The sequence below is a fragment of the Paraburkholderia megapolitana genome, assembly GCF_007556815.1.
In the GTDB taxonomy this organism is placed as follows: domain Bacteria; phylum Pseudomonadota; class Gammaproteobacteria; order Burkholderiales; family Burkholderiaceae; genus Paraburkholderia; species Paraburkholderia megapolitana.
The window spans coordinates 2185064-2202500 of the sequence record NZ_CP041743.1; the positions used below are offsets into that span (position 1 = coordinate 2185064).

The 17437-nt window shown below is 64.1% G+C and carries 17 protein-coding genes; 13 read left to right on the forward strand and 4 right to left on the reverse strand.

Annotated elements, in window-relative coordinates; translation table 11 throughout:
* The first annotated feature begins 42 nt into the window (after positions 1-42).
* From FNZ07_RS09240 to FNZ07_RS09250, 4 genes are all read left to right on the forward strand, one after another.
* The gene (locus FNZ07_RS09240) at positions 43-1710 is read left to right on the forward strand and encodes a S10 family peptidase (RefSeq protein ID WP_091015804.1); all 1668 of its coding nucleotides are present in this window, start codon (positions 43-45) and stop codon (positions 1708-1710) included.
* 229 nt (positions 1711-1939) lie between these two features.
* Entirely contained in the window at positions 1940-2551 is a 612-nt protein-coding gene (locus FNZ07_RS09245; RefSeq protein WP_091015807.1) for a hypothetical protein, read from the forward strand.
* Positions 2552-2652: 101 nt separating this feature from the next.
* A complete protein-coding gene (locus tag FNZ07_RS33575) occupies positions 2653-2820 on the forward strand; it encodes a hypothetical protein (protein WP_170275641.1) in 168 nt (55 codons plus the stop codon).
* Entirely contained in the window at positions 2817-3095 is a 279-nt protein-coding gene (locus tag FNZ07_RS09250; RefSeq protein ID WP_091015809.1) for a hypothetical protein, read from the forward strand. The genes FNZ07_RS33575 and FNZ07_RS09250 overlap by 4 nt, the downstream gene beginning before the upstream one ends.
* Positions 3096-3129: 34 nt before the next feature.
* On the opposite strand, the gene nadE is transcribed toward FNZ07_RS09250, so the two are convergent.
* The 3 genes from nadE to FNZ07_RS09265 all read right to left on the reverse strand — a co-directional run bounded on the left by nadE (position 3130) and on the right by FNZ07_RS09265 (position 6736).
* Complete coding sequence (gene nadE, locus FNZ07_RS09255; RefSeq protein WP_091015811.1) at positions 3130-3984, reverse strand: ammonia-dependent NAD(+) synthetase; 855 nt, start codon at positions 3982-3984, stop codon at positions 3130-3132.
* Between the two features lie 158 nt (positions 3985-4142).
* Positions 4143-5015, reverse strand: a complete 873-nt coding sequence (locus FNZ07_RS09260; RefSeq protein ID WP_091015949.1) for a DMT family transporter — start codon at positions 5013-5015, stop codon at positions 4143-4145.
* Positions 5016-5179: 164 nt separating this feature from the next.
* Positions 5180-6736 (reverse strand): ABC1 kinase family protein, encoded by a 1557-nt coding sequence (locus FNZ07_RS09265; RefSeq protein ID WP_091015814.1) that lies wholly within the window; start codon positions 6734-6736, stop codon positions 5180-5182.
* A 186-nt stretch (positions 6737-6922) separates the two neighbouring features.
* Between FNZ07_RS09265 and FNZ07_RS09270 the strand changes: the two genes are divergently transcribed.
* Positions 6923-7678 carry a DeoR/GlpR family DNA-binding transcription regulator gene (locus FNZ07_RS09270; RefSeq protein WP_091015815.1) on the forward strand — a complete coding sequence of 252 codons (756 nt, stop codon included), beginning with the start codon at positions 6923-6925 and terminating at the stop codon, positions 7676-7678.
* Between the two features lie 33 nt (positions 7679-7711).
* Here FNZ07_RS09270 and FNZ07_RS09275 read toward each other — a convergent pair whose 3' ends face one another.
* Complete coding sequence (locus FNZ07_RS09275) at positions 7712-8824, reverse strand: 2-aminoethylphosphonate--pyruvate transaminase (protein WP_407670686.1); 1113 nt, start codon at positions 8822-8824, stop codon at positions 7712-7714.
* Positions 8825-9171: 347 nt separating this feature from the next.
* Here FNZ07_RS09275 and phnS point away from each other — a divergent pair, with 347 nt between their 5' ends.
* The 8 genes from phnS (at position 9172) to FNZ07_RS09315 (ending at position 17391) form a co-directional block, all read left to right on the forward strand.
* The gene (phnS, locus tag FNZ07_RS09280; RefSeq protein WP_091015817.1) at positions 9172-10260 is read left to right on the forward strand and encodes a 2-aminoethylphosphonate ABC transporter substrate-binding protein; all 1089 of its coding nucleotides are present in this window, start codon (positions 9172-9174) and stop codon (positions 10258-10260) included.
* Between the two features lie 96 nt (positions 10261-10356).
* Positions 10357-11457: a 2-aminoethylphosphonate ABC transport system ATP-binding subunit PhnT gene (gene phnT / locus FNZ07_RS09285; RefSeq protein ID WP_091015954.1), complete on the forward strand. Its 1101-nt coding sequence runs from the start codon at positions 10357-10359 to the stop codon at positions 11455-11457.
* Positions 11435-12373, forward strand: a complete 939-nt coding sequence (gene phnU, locus FNZ07_RS09290; RefSeq protein WP_091015820.1) for a 2-aminoethylphosphonate ABC transporter permease subunit — start codon at positions 11435-11437, stop codon at positions 12371-12373. The genes phnT and phnU overlap by 23 nt, the downstream gene beginning before the upstream one ends.
* The gene (phnV, locus tag FNZ07_RS09295) at positions 12373-13236 is read left to right on the forward strand and encodes a 2-aminoethylphosphonate ABC transport system, membrane component PhnV (protein ID WP_091015822.1); all 864 of its coding nucleotides are present in this window, start codon (positions 12373-12375) and stop codon (positions 13234-13236) included. Before phnU ends, phnV begins: the two co-directional genes overlap by 1 nt.
* Positions 13237-13333: 97 nt before the next feature.
* Positions 13334-14089 (forward strand): phosphonate utilization associated transcriptional regulator, encoded by a 756-nt coding sequence (locus FNZ07_RS09300; protein ID WP_091015956.1) that lies wholly within the window; start codon positions 13334-13336, stop codon positions 14087-14089.
* A gap of 32 nt (positions 14090-14121) precedes the next feature.
* Positions 14122-15378, forward strand: a complete 1257-nt coding sequence (gene phnA / locus FNZ07_RS09305) for a phosphonoacetate hydrolase (RefSeq protein ID WP_091015824.1) — start codon at positions 14122-14124, stop codon at positions 15376-15378.
* Entirely contained in the window at positions 15375-16826 is a 1452-nt protein-coding gene (gene phnY, locus FNZ07_RS09310) for a phosphonoacetaldehyde dehydrogenase (RefSeq protein WP_091015827.1), read from the forward strand. Before phnA ends, phnY begins: the two co-directional genes overlap by 4 nt.
* A gap of 4 nt (positions 16827-16830) precedes the next feature.
* Complete coding sequence (locus FNZ07_RS09315) at positions 16831-17391, forward strand: phosphonate degradation HD-domain oxygenase (protein WP_091015830.1); 561 nt, start codon at positions 16831-16833, stop codon at positions 17389-17391.
* The last annotated feature ends 46 nt before the right edge of the window (positions 17392-17437 follow it).

A 17437-nucleotide genomic window follows, 5' to 3' on the forward strand; every position in this document is an offset into this window, starting at 1 on the left:
GGGCGTCAGACGATGCCAATTAACGAATCCGATGGAGTGATCATGACGAATCCCGATTCAGCTTCCGGCAGTCCGCAGTCGACACACAACTCACACGCTCATTCCGCTGCAGCCCCGTCGCCCGCGAGCACAAGCACGCCACATCGTGCGGGCGACCAGCCGTTCTTCGATCCGGTCGCATACGGCAACGGGCCCGACGATTCCGTGACCGACGCGACCGAGAACGCGGCGATCACGAAGCATTCCATCGTGATCGGCGGCAAGAAGATCGCTTATACGGCAACGGCCGGACATCTCGTCACGGTCGACTCCAGCAGTTCGCTGCCCAGCGCGAAGATGTTCTATGTCGCGTTCACGCAAGATAACCAGAAGGAAGATAGCCGGCCGGTCACGTTCTTCTACAACGGCGGACCGGGTTCGTCGTCGGTGTTCGTGCTGCTCGGCTCGTTTGCGCCGCGCCGGATCAAGACGTCGATGCCGGGCTTCACACCGCCCGCGCCGTACCAGATGGAAGACAATCCGGACAGCCTGCTCGACAAGAGCGATCTGGTGTTCCTCAATCCGGTCGGCACCGGTTACTCGGCGGCGATTGCGCCGAACAAGAACCGCAATTTCTGGGGTGTCGATGAAGACGCCGACTCGATCAAACAGTTCATCAAGCGGTACCTGACCAAGAACAACCGCTGGAATTCGCCGAAGTTCCTGTACGGCGAATCGTATGGCACCGCGCGCAGTTGCGTGCTGGCGTACAAGCTGCACGAAGATGGTGTGGATCTGAACGGCGTGACGTTGCAATCGTCGATTCTCGACTACACGCAGTCGGGCAACCCGGTCGGCGCGCTGCCTACTGCTGCGGCGGATGCGTGGTTCCACAAGAAGCTCGGCATTGCGCCGACGCCGACCGATCTCGGCGCGTTTGCCGAAGAGGTCGCACAGTTCGCGCGCACCGACTACCTTGCCGCGCTACGCAAGTTCCCGACCACCGACGACGCAACCATCGAGAAACTGAGCGAATACACCGGCATCGACAAGACGACGCTGATCGCGTGGAGCCTCGACGTCGCCGCGTACGACAGCCGTGGCAATTCGCTGTTCCTGACCACGCTGCTGAAATCGAAGGGCCTCGCGCTCGGCTCGTATGACGGGAGGGTGACAGCGATCGACACCGGCATCGCCGGCCAGGTCGATCCGAACTCCGGCGGCAACGATCCGACCATGACCGCGGTGACTGGCGTCTATACGACGATGTGGAACACCTACCTGAACGAGCAGTTGAAGTTCACGTCGAACTCGTCGTTCACCGACCTGAACGACCAGGCCTTCGCGAACTGGGATTTCGGCCACATCGATCCGACCGGTGCGCAAAAGGGACTCGACGCGCAAGGCAACGTCATCCTGTACACCGCGGGTGATCTCGCGGCCGTGATGGCGCTCAATGTCGACCTGAAGGTGCTCTCGGCGAACGGCTTCTACGACTTCGTCACGCCGTTCTATCAGACGGTGCTCGATCTGCAGCAGATGCCGCTCGTCAGCGCGCAGGTGCGCCAGAACCTGTCGGCGCGCTTCTACCCGTCGGGCCATATGGTCTATCTCGACGGCGGTTCGCGGACCGCATTGAAGGCCGATCTCGCGAAGATGTATGACAGCGCGGTGACCAATACGGCGGCGGTTGGACGCATTCGTGCGTTGCAGGTGCGCCGGGCCAGCTAGGCGCGCCGGGCCAGCTAGGCGCGCCGGGCCAGCTAGGCGCGCCGCGTTAGCGTGATCGCGGTTGCATGCCGCCGTGGATGGGCGGCAGCAACGCAAGTATCAGCGACACAATCCGGCGGACCCTGCACAAAAGAGCGGGGCCGCCGGTCTTCCGTTTCGGCACACCGATTCCGGATATGTTTTAATTGGCCTGCGAATAAATCTCCGCGTCTTACTGGCGCGCCGACTGATGAACGCAGGAAATCTCCTTACGCGTCGCAAATGCGCGCGAATTGCGTCTACCGATCGTGCGAGTCTGCCGGACCGTTCGTCCGGTCGTGTCGGCGCGCGCCGCGTGCTGTGCCTCGGGCTTGCGATGACGCTCGGTGCAACGATCGCCGTCCATATCGAAGCCGCACATGCGCAGACCCCGTCGATGCTCGACGACAAGGTGACGCAGCAATCGGTGGAAGAGACGATCTGCCGTCCCGGTTATGCGGACACCGTCTCGCCGCCGCTCGACGAACCGATGGCGCACAAAGACCGTCTGCTTGCGGCGCGCGGTATCGATGCCGACGACGGCACACGCTACGCACTCGACCGGCGTGTGCCGGTCGTGCTCGGCGGCTCACCCGATGCACCTGCCAATCTCGGGCTGCTTCCGTGGGCCGGCCACCATGGCGAGCGCCGCAAGGAACTGCTCACGGCGAAACTCAAACGCTGCGTCTGTGCGGGCAAGATCAGCCTGAGCGATGCGCAGAGCGCGATTGCCGGCAACTGGTCGGCCTGGTATCAGGGCTTTGCGGATACATCGTGTGAGATCAGTCGCGAAGACGTTGCGACCAGCGACAGCGTGCCCTGACGCACACACCACACTTTTCGTCGCCCCAGACGAATTGCCACATCGCTTTCGGGTACGAATCTGGCTATGCTTGAACTAACGCGGATATCGGGAGAACGAACATGACGATGGTGACCATTTCTGCAGGACTGGTGTCGCTGGCCTTGCTCGGCGCAGTTGCGGCGGCGCTGGCCCGTCAACTGGCTCGCGATGCCGCCGCGCGCGCGCGTCTTCAACCGGTGCGCGTACGCGTGACAGAGCGCGGCGCCCGCCGCTCGGAACGTTTATGAACGTACGCGTCTGGAACATCCCGGAGTCCTGCTCCGAGCAGGACGTGCGCGCGTTCCTGCAACACGAGCTCGGTCACTACGCGAAGAGCGTTACCGTGTACGAGGCCGGCACGGCTAACGCGTACGCGATTGCCGAACTGAACGCCGATTTACCGTACATCGGCGATGTGATCGCGCAGCAGTTGCACGGCAAGCTGCTCGACGGCGTTGTGCTGCAAGCCAGCGCGGCCCCGTTCGGCGACGAACCCGATCCGAGGCACAAGCAGGACAGCTGACGCGCGCTGCCACCCAGCAACGGGCGGCGCGCGATCAAACTTCCGCAGTCGGCCAGTCGAACGGCGTGTAGGGCAGCGCCCGCTTGTGACGCGTCGCATTGTAGAAACGCAGCACCGTGTCGTACACGGCATCGCTCACCGCCTTACCTTCCAGGAAATCGTCGATATCGTCGTAGCGAATACCGTACGCGTCTTCGTCGGGTCGCTGCGGGCGCAACATTTCGAGGTCGGCGGTCGGGACTTTGTGCACCAGTTCATCCGCTGCACCGAGTTCCCGCGCCACCGCGCGCACGCGGCGCTTGTTCAGCCCCGCGAGCGGCAGCACGTCGGCGCCGCCATCGCCAAACTTCGTGAAGAAGCCCATCACCGACTCGGCCGCATGATCGGTGCCGATGACCACGCCCACGCGCGAACTGGCGACCGCATACTGGGCGATCATCCGCTGGCGTGCCTTGATGTTGCCGTGCACGAAGTCCTGCTGCCCATGATCCGCATACTGAGCCCCGCTGGCGGCAAGTGCCTCGAGCATTGCATCGGCGGCGGGTTTGACATCGACAGTCAGATTTTCGTCCGCGCGGATAAACCCGAGCGAGCGCTGCGCATCCGCTTCGTCACGCTGCTGGCCGTACGGCAGACGCATTGCGACGAAATGCGCGTCGTAACCTTCCGCGCGTAGCCGTTCGACCGCGAGCTGCGCGAGGCGGCCGGCCGTCGTCGAGTCGATGCCGCCGCTTATCCCAAGTACGTATGTCTTCAGGCCGCTCGTGCGCAGATAGCGCGCGAGGAACGCCACACGGCGCTCGATTTCCTGTGCCGCGTCGAAATCCCGCGCGACGTGCAATTCTGCGGCGATGCGCTGCTGATGTGCGGCGCGATCGGATTGAGTCATCGGTCGTTCTCCCTGAAACCGGTTGAGGTGCGACGCCTGGGTTGGCGCGGCGACGGTCCGCGCAGCGCATGCGTGCGTGCCTATTGTACGGATTGGTGGCACGGCTGCATGGAGACGCGCATCGGCAAACATCGTGGGGCGCGGGCTAGTGAATCGCGTCACGACCGCGCGAGCAGCACCCCCACCAGCGCCACACCAAACCCGAGCACCTGCAACGGCAGCAGCATCTCGCCGAACCCGACGTAGCCCTCGAGCGCGGCGAGCGGCGGCGCAAGAAACAGCAGCGCGGTGGCGCGCGACGCATCGCCGCGCCGGACCATCCAGACGAGCAGCGTCACGCTGACGCCCGACAGCATCACGATCCCCCACGCCAGTGACGCCCACAATTGAGGCGCGGGAATCCAGCGATGTTCCCCAAGCGCGACAGCAAGCACGGCCGCGACCACCGCCGCACCGCAGTTCTGCACGGCACTGGCACTGCGGATATCGGCCTTTGCCAGCGACGTCTTCTGGAACAGGGTGCCCGCCGTGATCGCGCAGACGGCGAGCAGCGAAATCGCGATGACGAGCCACGACGGCGCCGAGCTGTGTACCGTCGACGGAGCCGCCTGGGTGAGCCGAGGTTCCAGCACGAGCGCAACGCCGACGAGCCCGAGCGCCATGCCGGCCCAGCCGCGCCGCGACAGCCGCTCGCCGAATAGCGGCGCGGCGACCGCGGCTGTCATGAGCGGTTGCAATGCGCCGAGCAGCGCCATCACGCCGGCGCTCACGCCTTGCGCGACGGCCCAGTAGCCGGCGCCGAGGTAGACACCCTGCAACAGCGCGCCCGCGAACAGGTGCTTGCCGAGGTCGCGTCCGGTCGGCCAGCGGGCGCGGGTCGCGAGCGCAACGAGGGCAAACACCAGCGCCGTGCCGCCGAAGCGTGCCAGCAGGAACAGGTTGGGATCGGCGAATGGTGTGATCGCGCGGGCGACGACAAAGCCCGTCGACCAGAGCACGACGAAAACGGCAGCAATAACGGTGGCGAGCATCGAGAAGTGGCAGCGTGGCAAAACGGCAGTATTGCGCGGCGCGCAGCGGCGCGTCTTGTTCGGCACTGCACTCCGGGTGGAGTCGCGATGAACCGGAGCAAGCGTAATAAACAAACCACGCTTTCAACCGCGGCCCGCGCCAAGGCCCTGCAAACCCCATCGCCCTACCGAACCACCAGCACCGCCCACGCTCCAAGCAACCCACCGCAGACCGCACACATCCACAGCAGCACACGTGTACGCCGGTACTCGCGTCCGAGGTCCACCAGCAGTTGCTGTTGCTGGCGCGATACCGTGTGATCGTGCCGCTGCTGCAGATACCGCGCAGCCAGCGCCGGCATGCGCGGCACGATGTTGGCGAGATGCGGCAACTCGCGCGACAGCCGACGCAGCCAGCCGCGATGATCGATATCGCGGCGCGCGATTTCCGCGAGGGCGGTGCGCGCGATATGCCACGTGTTCACGCCAGGATGCAGCGCGCGAGCCAGCACTTCGGCTTGCTCGAAGGCCCGCTGCGCGTCGGCGAGCCGCGGCGAGACGCCGCCGTCGAACGGCAGCACCGAGTGCAGCAGATGATGAAACAGCGAACCCGCCGAGCGGTCGTGCGGATGATCGGCGAAATGCGCCTCGCTGCGCCTGCGCAGTTCGGCCTCGAGCACCTCGGTGCGTGTCGTTGCCGGAACGTGCCCTGCGTCGCGATGCATATCCGCAAGCCGGCTGTAATCCTGCTCGAAGAGGGCGGTCGCGCCGTGCACGAAAAATTCCCGCTCGCTCGCCGACAGGCTCGACATCAGCGCGAAATCTGCGAGCACAAGGCGCCCGAGCGTGTCGGGTTCGATGCTGACGCGCACGCGCCGGGCATCGAGCGTAGCGTGGAAGAAACCGTGCTCGAACGCCTGTTGCGTGACGACCTCGACGATATGCGCCGCAAGCCGCGCAAGGTTCACGCGATGCTCGCCGAGACCGACGAGATCGGTGGCAGGCAGCGTCGCGATGCGTTGCATCGCGAGCGTGTGATCCGTGCACAGATCCCAGATCACATCGGGAATGACGAGCCGCTTGTCGCCGTCGAAATGATGGCCGGACTGGCTCAGGTTGGCCGCCTCGGCGCGCATGTCGAAGCGTCGCAGCAGGTCGCGACTGAACGAGTCGGCCAGCGAGCGCAACTGCAGCTTGCGCGCGGGTCCCGACAGCCGTTCGAGCCAGCGTGCGGCCCAGCACAGCAACGCTACGTCGTCGCCGATCTGCCGAACCTGTGCAGTGCGCACAAGCTTGATCGCAATGTCGGCGTGACCGTTGATCGGTGTGGCGAGGCGGGCGACATGCGTCTGTTCCGCGAAGCCGCTCTGGGCCGGGCTCAAATCGATCGATGCGAACAGCGTAGCGAGCGGACGGCCGAATGCGGCAGTCAGCGCCCGTTCTACTTCATGCGGCGGCAGCGGCTCTTCAAGGTGGCCGACTGCATCGAGCGCGTCGTGCAGCGTACCGGTGGCCAGTTCCGGATGCTCCATGAGCGCTTGCGCGACAGTGCCGGCTAGCGGCCCGAGTTGCGGCAGCGCACGATGCAAACCGGCTGGCGCGTCGCCCGCTGCGTGCATGCGACTGACGAGCGTCGCCATCCAGTGCAGCTTGTGGTGCTGCGGAGCAGCAACCCACAGCAGATGCGCGCCATAGCGCAGCAGGTGGAACAGCAGGATGAGTCGGCGAAACAGTGGCGGCATCGTCGGAGGATCGGTCGGCGGCGAGGGCAGCGAGGGAGGCGACGCTTCGCGAAGCGCCGCCCGGGCGCTCAGGTTAGCAGGGAACCACGCCGGACGGGACATTGCGGTCTGTCGCGTAATACAATGCACAGGTCGACCGGACTCCTACCCGAACTCACACGTGCCACCTGGTGCCCCTTCATCTAGATGCTCGCCGAACAACGTCACCAATACATCCTGTCGCAAGTCGCCAAGAACGGCGCACTGTCGGTAGCAGAGCTAGTCCGCGAACTGAACGTGTCGCGCGAGACCATCCGGCGCGATCTGAATGCGCTTGCCGGGCGCGGCTTGATCGTGACGACACACGGTGGCGCGCTGTCCAGCGATCGCCGCGAACCGGATCTCGATGTGCGCGAAGCGGAGAATGCCGGCGCGAAGCGCGCGATCGGTGAGCGCGCAGCGCTGCTCGTGCCTGACGGTGCGTCGCTCGTGATTGATTCGGGCAGTACCACGCAGGCGGTCGCGCGAGCACTAACCGATCGCCATCGTTTGTCTGTCTATACGAACGACTGGCGTATCGCGCTGCTGCTCGGGCGGCGCAACGACAATCGCGTGACGCTGCTGGGCGGCGAACTGTCCGACAACGAAGATGCGACGCTCGGGCTCGATACGGTGCAGCAACTCACGCAATACCACACCGATTTCGCGTTCGTCGGCGCGGGCGGTATTACGCCGGACGCGTGGCTGACCGACTACACGCGCATTGCTGCCGAAGTCCGCGCGCGCATGATCGCAGCCGCCGATACCGTGGTCGTGGTAGCCGATCACTCGAAGTTCGGGCGTGTCACGCCGGTGCGCATCAAGGGCTTCGAAAGCGCGCGCTACGTCGTGACCGAACTCGCACCCGACCGCGCGCTCGGCAAGGCGATCGCGGCGCGCGGCCCCGAACTGCTGATCGCCTGAACCGGCCTGCAGCGATCGCGCAGCGCCTCTCCCTTACCTGACCTTCAATCCCAACGCGACGAGTGCGCGGCCGATGGCCGCCACCGCGTTGTGCAGCTCATTGGCATCGATCGCGCCGATACAGCCGACGCGGAACGTTTCCACCTGCGTGAGCTTGCCGGGATAGAGGATGTAGCCCGCGTCGCGCACCGCGGCATAGAAGTCGGCGAAGCGCCAGGCCGGATCGTTCGGCGCGTGGAACGTGACGATCACCGGCGCCTGCACTTCCGGCTTCAGGAACGGCTCGAGCCCGAGCGCTTTCATACCGTCGACCAACGTCGCGCAATTGCGCACATAGCGCGCGCCGCGCTCCGGCTGACCACCTTCGGCAATGAAGGTATCCAACGCCTGACGCAGCGCCGCGACTACGTGAGTCGGCGGCGTGAAGCGCCACTGCGTGGTCTTCTGCATGTACGTGTACTGGTCGTGCAGATCGAGCGCGAGCGACGGCGAGCGTCCTTCGCTCGCTTCGAGCAGCTCGCGCCGCACGATCACGAACCCCATCCCCGGCACACCTTCGAGACATTTGCCGCTGGCCGACACCAGCGCATCGATGCCGCCGCGGCGCAGATCGATCGGCAGCGCGCCGAGCGAGCTCATCGCGTCGACAATCAGGCGTTTGCCATGCCGTTGACATACGGCGGCGATTTCATCGAGGGGATTGAGCAGGCCCGCGCTCGTCTCCAGATGCACCTGCGCGACGTGGGTGATGCGCGGGTCGCCGTTGAACGCATCCTCGATTGCCGCGGCAGTGACGGGTTCGTCCTCGCGCAGCGCCAGCTCCACATACGCTATGCCGAGCCGTTGCAGGATCCGGATGATGCGCGTGCAGTAGGCGCCGTTATTCGGCACTAGCACGCGGCCGTCGCGCGGAACCAGGGTGCCGAGCGCGGCTTCGACGGCGAACGTCCCGCTGCCTTGCAACGGTACACACACGTAGTCGTTCTGCCCGTGGACGATTTCCACGAGGTCGGCGCAGACGCTCTGGGTCATGCGGTTGAATGAGGTATCCCACGAGCCCCAGTCGTGCAGCATGGCCTCGCGGGTCGCGGGCGAAGTGGTCAAGGGGCCCGGCGTCAGCAGGACTGGATCGTTTCCGAGAATCACATAACCTCCTACGTCAATGATGAGAAGTGCGCACTGGCGCGCACGTGTTGGTTTGCATATTATTGGCGAATTGTGTCATTTTTTGGAAATGGTGAAAATAGTCATGGTGCTGTCACGCAAACCTGTGATTCTTGCCGAACCCGTTCAGGCAAGGCTGCAGGTCGGGTGGCGCGCTGGCTCGGATGATTCTCGGGTAGTCTTGCTGGGCATGGAGCGCGCAGGTTTGTAGGCAATCTGCAATCTGGCTGGACCAGCCAGACGTACGCGGCGCGGCGCTACCGCCGTTCAATCACAATAGCCAGGGTTTTTCCTGGTGAATAGTTTTCCGTTTCCTCGGAGAGAGCGACATGACAAAGACGAATCCCCATCGCACGACAGTCCGTGCCGTCCGCAAACTGCTGCCGGCCCTCGTGACGGCGGCTGCCTTCGGCGCGGCCCTGCCGGCCCATGCGGCGGATCCGGTGGTGCTGTACACGGCCGATGGCCTCGAGAATCTGTACAAGGACGTGCTGCCGGCCTTCGAGAAGAAGGAAGGCGTGAAGGTGGCGATCGTGACGGCGGGCAGCGGGGAAGTCGTGAACCGCGCGACGATCGAAAAGGATTCGCCGAAAGCGGACGTGCTCGTCACGCTGCCGCCGTTTATCCAGCAGGCCGATCAAGCCGGTCTGCTGCAGGCTTACCAGAGCGCGAACTACAAGAACGTGCCGGCCATCGCCAAGGCGGCGAGCGGCACGTGGGCGACCTTCGTCAACAACTACTTCTCGTTTGCGATCAACCCGGAAGTCGTGAAGACGCAGCCGAAGACGTTCGCCGATCTGCTCCATCCGGACTACACCGGCAAGGTCGCGTACTCGAATCCGGCAACGGCCGGCGACGGGATGGCCGTGATCATCCTGACCACCTCGCTGATGGGTGAGGACAAGGCATTCGATTACCTGAAGAAGCTCGAGCAAAGCGCGAAATTCCATACGAAGGGCACCGGCTACCTCGACGTGCTGCTATCGCGCAACGAGATTTCGGTGGCGAACGGCGATCTGCAGATGGATCTCGACGACGCGGCGAACGGCGGCCTGTCGCTCAAGCCGATCTTCCTCGCAGCCGATGCCGGCGGCCAGCCTTCCACATTCCAGTTGCCGTACGCGATCGGCCTGATCAAGAACGGTCCGAACCAGGCTGAAGGCAAGAAACTGATCGACTATTTGATGTCGACCGACGTGCAGGCGAAGGTGCCGGACATCTTCGGTATCCCGGGCCGCACCGACGTGCCGCTCGCCGGCAAGAACGGCGCCGCGGTGAAGCAGGCGATCGCCGGTGTGAAGCTGATTCCGGTGGACTGGACCCAGGTGATGGCGAAGAAGGCCGACTGGACCACACGCTGGAAGAACGACGTGATCGGCGATTCGGGCAAGCAACTCGAAGTCGTCAAACCGAAATAATCGCGACGTCGCGTCGAGATCGACGCGACCCACGCGTAGTTATCGTTTCGCTATCGCCCCCGCAATAGCGTATTGCCAAGTTGGAGGATGGACCCGGTGAATACGGCAAGTCTTGCTCATCCCGGCGCACTCGACGCCGTCTCCGCGGCGCGCGACGCTGCGCATCCGGACACGCCAGCCGGCGTCGACATCGAGCATCTGACCGTGCGTTTCGGTACGCGCACGGTGCTCGACGATCTCTCGCTGACGATCGAGCGCGGTGAACTCCTGACCGTGCTCGGTCGCAGCGGATGTGGCAAGACGACGCTGTTGCGTTTCATTGCCGGGTTCATCGAGGCGGACGGGTTGGCCGGCACCTTGACGGTGGCCGGCCGCGATCTCACGCACGTGCCGCCGCACCGGCGCAATCTGGGGCTGCTGTTCCAGAGCTACGCGCTGTTTCCACATCTGTCGGTCTTCGAGAACGTCGCGTTCGGTTTGCGCGCGCGGCGCACGCCGGCGAAGGAAGTCGCGCGTCGCGTCGCCGATGCGCTGAAGCTCGTACAACTCGGCGACTCAGGGCACGTGATGCCGGCGCAGCTTTCCGGCGGCATGCAGCAGCGCGTTGCGCTCGCGCGTGCGCTCGTGATCGAACCGGACGTGCTGCTGCTCGACGAGCCGCTGTCCGCACTCGATGCGAATCTGCGCGCTTCGGTGCGCTCCGAATTGAAGGCGCTGCATGAGCGCCTGCCTAACCTCACGATCGTGTGCGTGACGCACGATCAGGACGATGCCCTGGTGCTGTCCGACCGCACGCTGCTGATGCGCGAAGGGCAGATTGCGCAGCTCGGCACGCCACAACAGCTGTATGACACACCGAACGACGGCTTCGTCGCGCGCTATCTCGGCGCGGCGAACCTGTTGCCGCCACACGTCGCGTTTCCGCTTGGCGATACGCGCTATACGGAGCGCGACCGGGTGGCGTGCCTGCGTCCGGAGAGCCTGCGCATCGTGCCGCTCGGCGAAGGACATCTGCACGGCGCGATCACTTCGGTCGAATGGTACGGCGCGGTTCTGTCGGTATCGGTCGTCCTCGACGCGATGCCGAACGACCCTGTGCTCGTCACGATGCAGCGCGGCCACGGCATGACGCCGGAACGGGGCGCGCGTGTTTCACTGCTTTATGAGGCAGACGATGTCGTCCTTATCCGCCCCTGACGGTCACGACGCGTTCGGCGCAGCCGCTGCAGCCGACGTAAGACGCGCGGCCACGGCTGCAGCGCATGCTGCCGCAAAGCGTCGTCGCGAGCGCGCGGCGCAGTGGCATCTGCTGTTCCTTGCCGTGTTCATACTCGGTCCGCTCGTCGTCTATCCGCTCGTACGGCTCGTGCTGCTGAGTCTGACCGGCGCACACGGGCTGAGCGTGCATGCGTACGCAGCGTTCTTCCAGAATCCGGATACAAGCGGCGTGATCGGCACGACGCTGTGGATTCTCTTTGCAAGCGCCGGGCTCGCCTCGCTGCTCGGCGTCGGGCTCGCAGCGCTGCTGTTTTTCAAGCCGTTTCCGGGTGCGCGGCTCGTCACGCGTTTTCTCGAACTGTTCGTCGCGTTCCCATCTTTTCTGGTCGCGTTCACGCTGATCTTTCTGTACGGCTCGCAAGGCTCGGTCAGCATCGGTTTGCAGCGGCTTTTCCATCTGCAGGCGCCGCCACTCGATTTCCTGTTCGGTATCGGCGGGGTGATTCTGGCCGAGGTGGTGTTCTACGCGCCGTTCGTCGTGCGCCCGACGCTCGCGTCGTTCGCGACGCTCGACATGCGGCTCATCGAGGCCGCCCGCAGTCTCGGCGCACACGGCTGGATGGTTGCGTTTCGCGTGATCCTGCCGCTCGCGTGGCCGGGCATCGCCGCGGGCACGATCCTCTGTTTCCTGCTGACGCTCAACGAGTTCGGCATCCTGATGGTGCTCGGCAGCGCGCATCTGGTTACGCTGCCGGTGGCGATCTACAGCTCGGCGACCGTCGATCTCGATCTGCCCGCTGCTGCCGCTGGTGCGGTCGTGATGCTGGCGATGTCGTTGTCGCTCTACGCGTTGTATCGAACAGTGAGCCGGCGCAAGGCCGGAGGAGCGAAGTAATGGCCGTCGATCTCGACCCGACCGTATTGCCCGTCATGCACCGGCGCGCGCGTCCTGTACAGCGCAGCCTCGGCGTGCGGCTGATCGGCAGCGTGTTGCTGGGGCTGGCGGCGCTCGCGTGTTTCTGGCTCTTCGTGCTGCCCGTGATCGTCGTTGCGCTGTCGAGTGTTGCGTCGCACTGGTCCGGCACGATCCTGCCTGATGGCTTCAGTACACGCTGGTTCGAACGCCTCGGCTCGAGCGACTTCGATGCGCTGACAACCAGCCTCGAAATCGGCTTCGGTGTCGGCGTGCTCGGTACCGTGCTTGGGCTATGGCTCGCGCTGGCGCTCGAAGGTCGTGACCGGCGTGGACTCGGCGCGCTTGTCGATACGATTGCGATGGTGCCGAACGGCGTGCCGAGTGTCGTGCTCGGGCTCGCGGTACTGATTGCGTATCACAAGAAGCCGCTCGATCTGTCGAGTTCGGCTGCAATCGTCGTGTTCGTGCAGCTCGCGCTCGTGTTGCCGTTTTGTTATCGCTGCGCGGCCGCGGCGTTGCGCCCCGAGTTGACCATCTTGCGCGAAGCGGCGGCGAGCCTCGGTGCACCGCCGTCGATGGTGTTGCGCCGGGTCGTACTGCCGCAACTCGTGCCGGCGATCCGCGCGAGTCTTGCGCTTGGTTTTGCACTGTCGCTCGGCGAACTGGGCGCAACGCTGACGGTTTATCCGCCGGGCTTCGCCACGGTGCCGATCGTCGTCGTCGGCCAGGTCGAGCGCGGGTACTACCTGCCGGCTTCAGCTCTTTCACTGATTCTGCTGCTCGTGTCATTGGCCGCGCTGCTGCTGATCGCCGCACGCGTGCCGAAGCGTCGCGCCGACTGAGTGCGCCTGACTGAGGCCGCATGAGCGAACGTTTCTGATTTTTCGTCGTGCTTTAACGCGACACTTCACACACTTTGATGTGGCAATTTTTGTCGAAATGACCGAAAATATGCAAAACGCTGTTGTTAGCCCTCGCGTCGATCCGATCGACGTTGTGCGCAGGCAGTCGCTGACGGCATTGGTGCGCGACGAGATCGAGCGTCACATCATCGAAGGCGCGCTGGCGCCGGGCGACAAGCTGAACGAAGCCGACTGGGCTGCGCGGTTGCAGGTGTCGCGTGGGCCGGTGCGTGAAGCGTTTCGCGCGCTGGAGCAGGCGGGCCTCGTACACACCGAGAAGAATCGCGGCGTGTTTGTACGGGTGGTGTCGCTGGCGGAAGCCGACGAGATCTATGCGGTGCGGGCGGTGCTCGAAGAGGCGGCGTGCAGGATGCTGGCGCCGCGCATCGACGCCGCGCAACTCGCGGTGCTTAGAAGCCACGTCGATGCGATGCGCGACGCGTTCGATGCGCAGGATCACGACGCCTACGCGCGCGGCAACGTCGCGTTTCACGACGCGATCGTCGCACTGGCAGGCAACGGGAAACTGTACGAGACGTATCGGCGGCTGGTCGGCGAGTTGAGCCTGTTTCGCCGGGCTGCGCTGGTGGCACGCGACGACTCGATGCGCCGCTCGCTCGCCGAGCATCGCGCGATTTTGACGGCACTTGCCTCGCGCGATGCCACGCACGCCGCAGCACTGATGCATGCGCACGTGAATGGCGGTCGGCAGCGTGCGCACGAAGCTTATGAACCGGCCGGACAGCAGGCTGTGGAGTCGCTACCGGTCACGCTTGATGAACCGCGCACCTGACGGTTAGCCGCCGGTGCGCATGGAAGGGAACGATGCTTACTTATTCCGAACGCACGATCGAAGTCAACGGCCGCGGCTACCGTTTGCCCGCACAACGCACGGTGGTCGTCTGCGTCGACGGTTGCGAATACGACTATCTTGAAGCGGCGGTGGCGGCGGGCGTCGCGCCGTTTCTCGGCAAGATGCTGCACGGCGGCGCGGCGTTCAAGGGCGACTGCGTCATCCCGTCGTTCACCAACCCGAACAATCTGTCGATCGTCTGCGGCGTGCCGCCGTCGGTGCATGGCATCTGCGGCAACTACTTCTGGGATCCGCAGGCGAACGGCGGCAAGGGCGCCGAGGTAATGATGAACGACCCGGCGTATCTGCGCGCGGGGACGTTGCTGGCCGCGGCAGCTGAAGCGGGCGCGTCGGTGGCTGTCGTGACGGCGAAGGACAAACTGCGTCGCCTGCTTGGCTGGCAGCTCAAGGGTATTTGTTTCTCGGCGGAGAAAGCCGATACGGCGACGCTCGAGGAAAACGGTATCGACGGGCTGCTCGACCTGGTCGGTATGCCGCTTCCGGACGTATATAGCGCCGCGCTGTCGGAGTTCGTGTTTGCCGCGGGCGTGCGGCTCGCGCAGACGCGCGACGTCGATCTGATGTACCTGTCCACCACGGATTACGTGCAGCACAAATGGGCGCCCGGCACCGAAGGTGCGAATGCGTTCTACGCGATGATGGATCGCTATCTCGCGCAACTCGATGCGCTCGGCTGGGTAATCGGACTCACCGCCGATCACGGCATGAACGCCAAGCACGATCCGCAGACGGGCGAGCCGAACGTGATCTATCTGCAGGACGTGATGGACGAATGGCTCGGCGAGCGCGCAGCACGTGTGATCCTGCCGATCACCGATCCTTACGTCGTGCATCACGGCGCACTCGGTTCGTTTGCCACGATCTACCTGCCGCACGATGTCGATGTGGCGCAGACGATCGAACGTCTGCGCGGTATCGAAGGCGTCGAGGTCGTGCTAGACAATCGCGCCGCTTGCGAGCGCTTCGAGCTGCCGAACGACCGCGTCGGCGATATCGTCGTGGTCGGTACGCGCAACGTGGCGCTCGGTACACGCGCTAATGAACACGATTTGTCCGGCCTCACCGTACCGCTGCGCTCGCACGGTGGATTGTCGGAACAGACTGTGCCACTGATTTTCAACCGGTCGATCGTCGATGTGGATGCGGGCAAGCGGCTGCGCAACTTCGATGTGTTCGACCTTGCGCTGAATCACGTGGTGGCGTCATGAACGCGATCCTCACCGACCATCCCGCGTTTCGTGCAGAAGCGCTGCGTTTGCAAGGCGAACGGGTGACGCGTGAGCGGGTGCTCGACGTCTTCGATCCGTACACGCGCACGCGTGTCGGTACGGTGCCGCTCGCGAGTGTTGAAGACGTGCGTGCGGCATTCACCTATGCCGCGTCGTATCAGGCGAAGCTCACACGCTACGAGCGTTCGCAGATTCTCGAGCGCGCCGCGGCATTGCTGCGCGAACGTACGGAAGCGGCGTCCGATCTGATCTCGCTCGAGTCCGGTTTGTCGAAACAGGATTCGCGTTACGAGATCGGCCGGGTGGCGGATGTATTCAAGTTTGCCTCGATCGAAGCGCTGCGCGACGACGGTCAGAGTTTTTCCTGCGATCTGACACCGCATGGCAAGAAGCGTCGGGTGTTCACGCAGCGCGAGCCGCTTGCGGGTGTGATCGTTGCAATCACACCGTTCAATCACCCGATGAACCAGGTCGCGCACAAGATCGCACCGGCTATTGCGACGAACAATCGCGTCATTCTGAAGCCGTCGGAGAAAGTGCCGCTGTCGGCGTTCTATCTGGCTGACCTCCTGTATGAGGCCGGTCTGCCCGAACCGATGCTGCAGGTGCTGACCGGCGATCCGCGGGAAATCGCCGATGAACTCGTGACCAATCCGCTTGCGGATCTCGTGACGTTCACCGGTGGTGTCGCAATCGGCAAGCACATCGCGGCCAGGGCCGGTTACCGGCGCGTGGTGCTGGAACTTGGCGGTAACGATCCGTTGATCGTGCTCGAAGACGCCGATCTCGAACGTGCAGCTTCGCTTGCAGTGCAGGGCTCGTACAAGAATTCGGGGCAACGCTGTACCGCAGTCAAGCGGATCCTCGTGCAAAAGAGCATCGCGGCGCAGTTCACCGAACTCGTTGTCGAGAAGACGCGAGCGTGGTCGTACGGCGATCCGTTCGATCCGTCGAACCAGATGGGCACGGTCATCGACGAGGCGGCGGCGCAGCAGTTTCAGGCGCGCGTCGATGCGGCGGTGGCGCAGGGTGCGCGACTGCTGGTGGGCAATACGCGCAAGGGCGCGCTGTATGCGCCGACGGTGGTCGACCGCGTCGATCCGTCGATGACACTGGTTCGCGAGGAGACATTCGGACCGGTATCGCCGATTCTCACATTCGATACGCTCGATGACGCGATCCGCATCAGCAACGGGACGCCGTTCGGGTTGTCGTCCGGTGTGTGCACGAACCGGCAGGATGCGATCACGCGTTTCGTCAACGAGTTGCGGGTTGGGACGGTGAACGTTTGGGAAGTGCCGGGTTACCGGGTCGAGCTGACGCCGTTCGGCGGCATCAAGGATTCGGGGCTGGGTTACAAGGAAGGCGTGCAGGAGGCAATGAAGAGCTTCACGAACCTGAAGACTTTCTCGTTGCCCTGGGAGTAGATGAATGGCTTTGAATCTTGACGATATTCGTGTGTTGTTCGAACGGCACGGCAATCTGGCGTATAGCGGCGAGCCAGTGACGCAGCTTGAGCATGCATTGCAAAGCGGTGCGCTTGCAGAGCAGGAAGGTGCCAGCGACGAGCTGGTTGCCGCTGCGTTTCTGCATGATCTGGGTCATTTGTTGAACCGGCAGGGCGATACGCCGAGTGCGCGCGGTGTCGACGATCTGCATCAGTACTTTGCGCTGCCTTTTCTGCGAGCGGTGTTGCCGGAGGCGGTCCTTGAGCCGATCCGGCTGCACGTCGATGCAAAGCGCTGCCTGTGCGCGATCGATCATAGTTACTTCAACTGTCTGAGCGTGGATTCCGTGCGCAGTCTCGAACTGCAGGGCGGTGTGTTTAGCCCCGAAGAGGCGCAGGCCTTCTTGAGCAAACCATACGCGCCGGATGCGCTGCGCGTGCGCAAGTGGGACGATCGCGCGAAAGTGAAGAGTCGCAAGACGCCCGATATCGAGCACTTTCTCGGTGTAGTTGAACGGGTGATGGAGCGGTACGTTCCTGCTTAGGCGCGCGCTTCGTTTTGCCGTGGTGTTTGCGCGCTGCGCGCTCTCT

Bases quoted from the DNA above. Each gene is read 5' to 3' on its own strand.
- FNZ07_RS09240 (WP_091015804.1), top strand. From the start codon at position 43: ATGACGAATCCCGATTCAGCTTCCGGCAGTCCGCAGTCGACACACAAC.
- FNZ07_RS09245 (WP_091015807.1), top strand. From the start codon at position 1,940: ATGAACGCAGGAAATCTCCTTACGCGTCGCAAATGCGCGCGAATTGCG.
- FNZ07_RS33575 (WP_170275641.1), top strand. From the start codon at position 2,653: ATGACGATGGTGACCATTTCTGCAGGACTGGTGTCGCTGGCCTTGCTC.
- FNZ07_RS09250 (WP_091015809.1), top strand. From the start codon at position 2,817: ATGAACGTACGCGTCTGGAACATCCCGGAGTCCTGCTCCGAGCAGGAC.
- nadE (WP_091015811.1), bottom strand. From the start codon at position 3,984: ATGACTCAATCCGATCGCGCCGCACATCAGCAGCGCATCGCCGCAGAA.
- FNZ07_RS09260 (WP_091015949.1), bottom strand. From the start codon at position 5,015: ATGCTCGCCACCGTTATTGCTGCCGTTTTCGTCGTGCTCTGGTCGACG.
- FNZ07_RS09265 (WP_091015814.1), bottom strand. From the start codon at position 6,736: ATGCCGCCACTGTTTCGCCGACTCATCCTGCTGTTCCACCTGCTGCGC.
- FNZ07_RS09270 (WP_091015815.1), top strand. From the start codon at position 6,923: ATGCTCGCCGAACAACGTCACCAATACATCCTGTCGCAAGTCGCCAAG.
- phnS (WP_091015817.1), top strand. From the start codon at position 9,172: ATGACAAAGACGAATCCCCATCGCACGACAGTCCGTGCCGTCCGCAAA.
- phnU (WP_091015820.1), top strand. From the start codon at position 11,435: ATGTCGTCCTTATCCGCCCCTGACGGTCACGACGCGTTCGGCGCAGCC.
- phnV (WP_091015822.1), top strand. From the start codon at position 12,373: ATGGCCGTCGATCTCGACCCGACCGTATTGCCCGTCATGCACCGGCGC.
- FNZ07_RS09300 (WP_091015956.1), top strand. From the start codon at position 13,334: ATGACCGAAAATATGCAAAACGCTGTTGTTAGCCCTCGCGTCGATCCG.
- phnA (WP_091015824.1), top strand. From the start codon at position 14,122: ATGCTTACTTATTCCGAACGCACGATCGAAGTCAACGGCCGCGGCTAC.
- phnY (WP_091015827.1), top strand. From the start codon at position 15,375: ATGAACGCGATCCTCACCGACCATCCCGCGTTTCGTGCAGAAGCGCTG.
- FNZ07_RS09315 (WP_091015830.1), top strand. From the start codon at position 16,831: ATGGCTTTGAATCTTGACGATATTCGTGTGTTGTTCGAACGGCACGGC.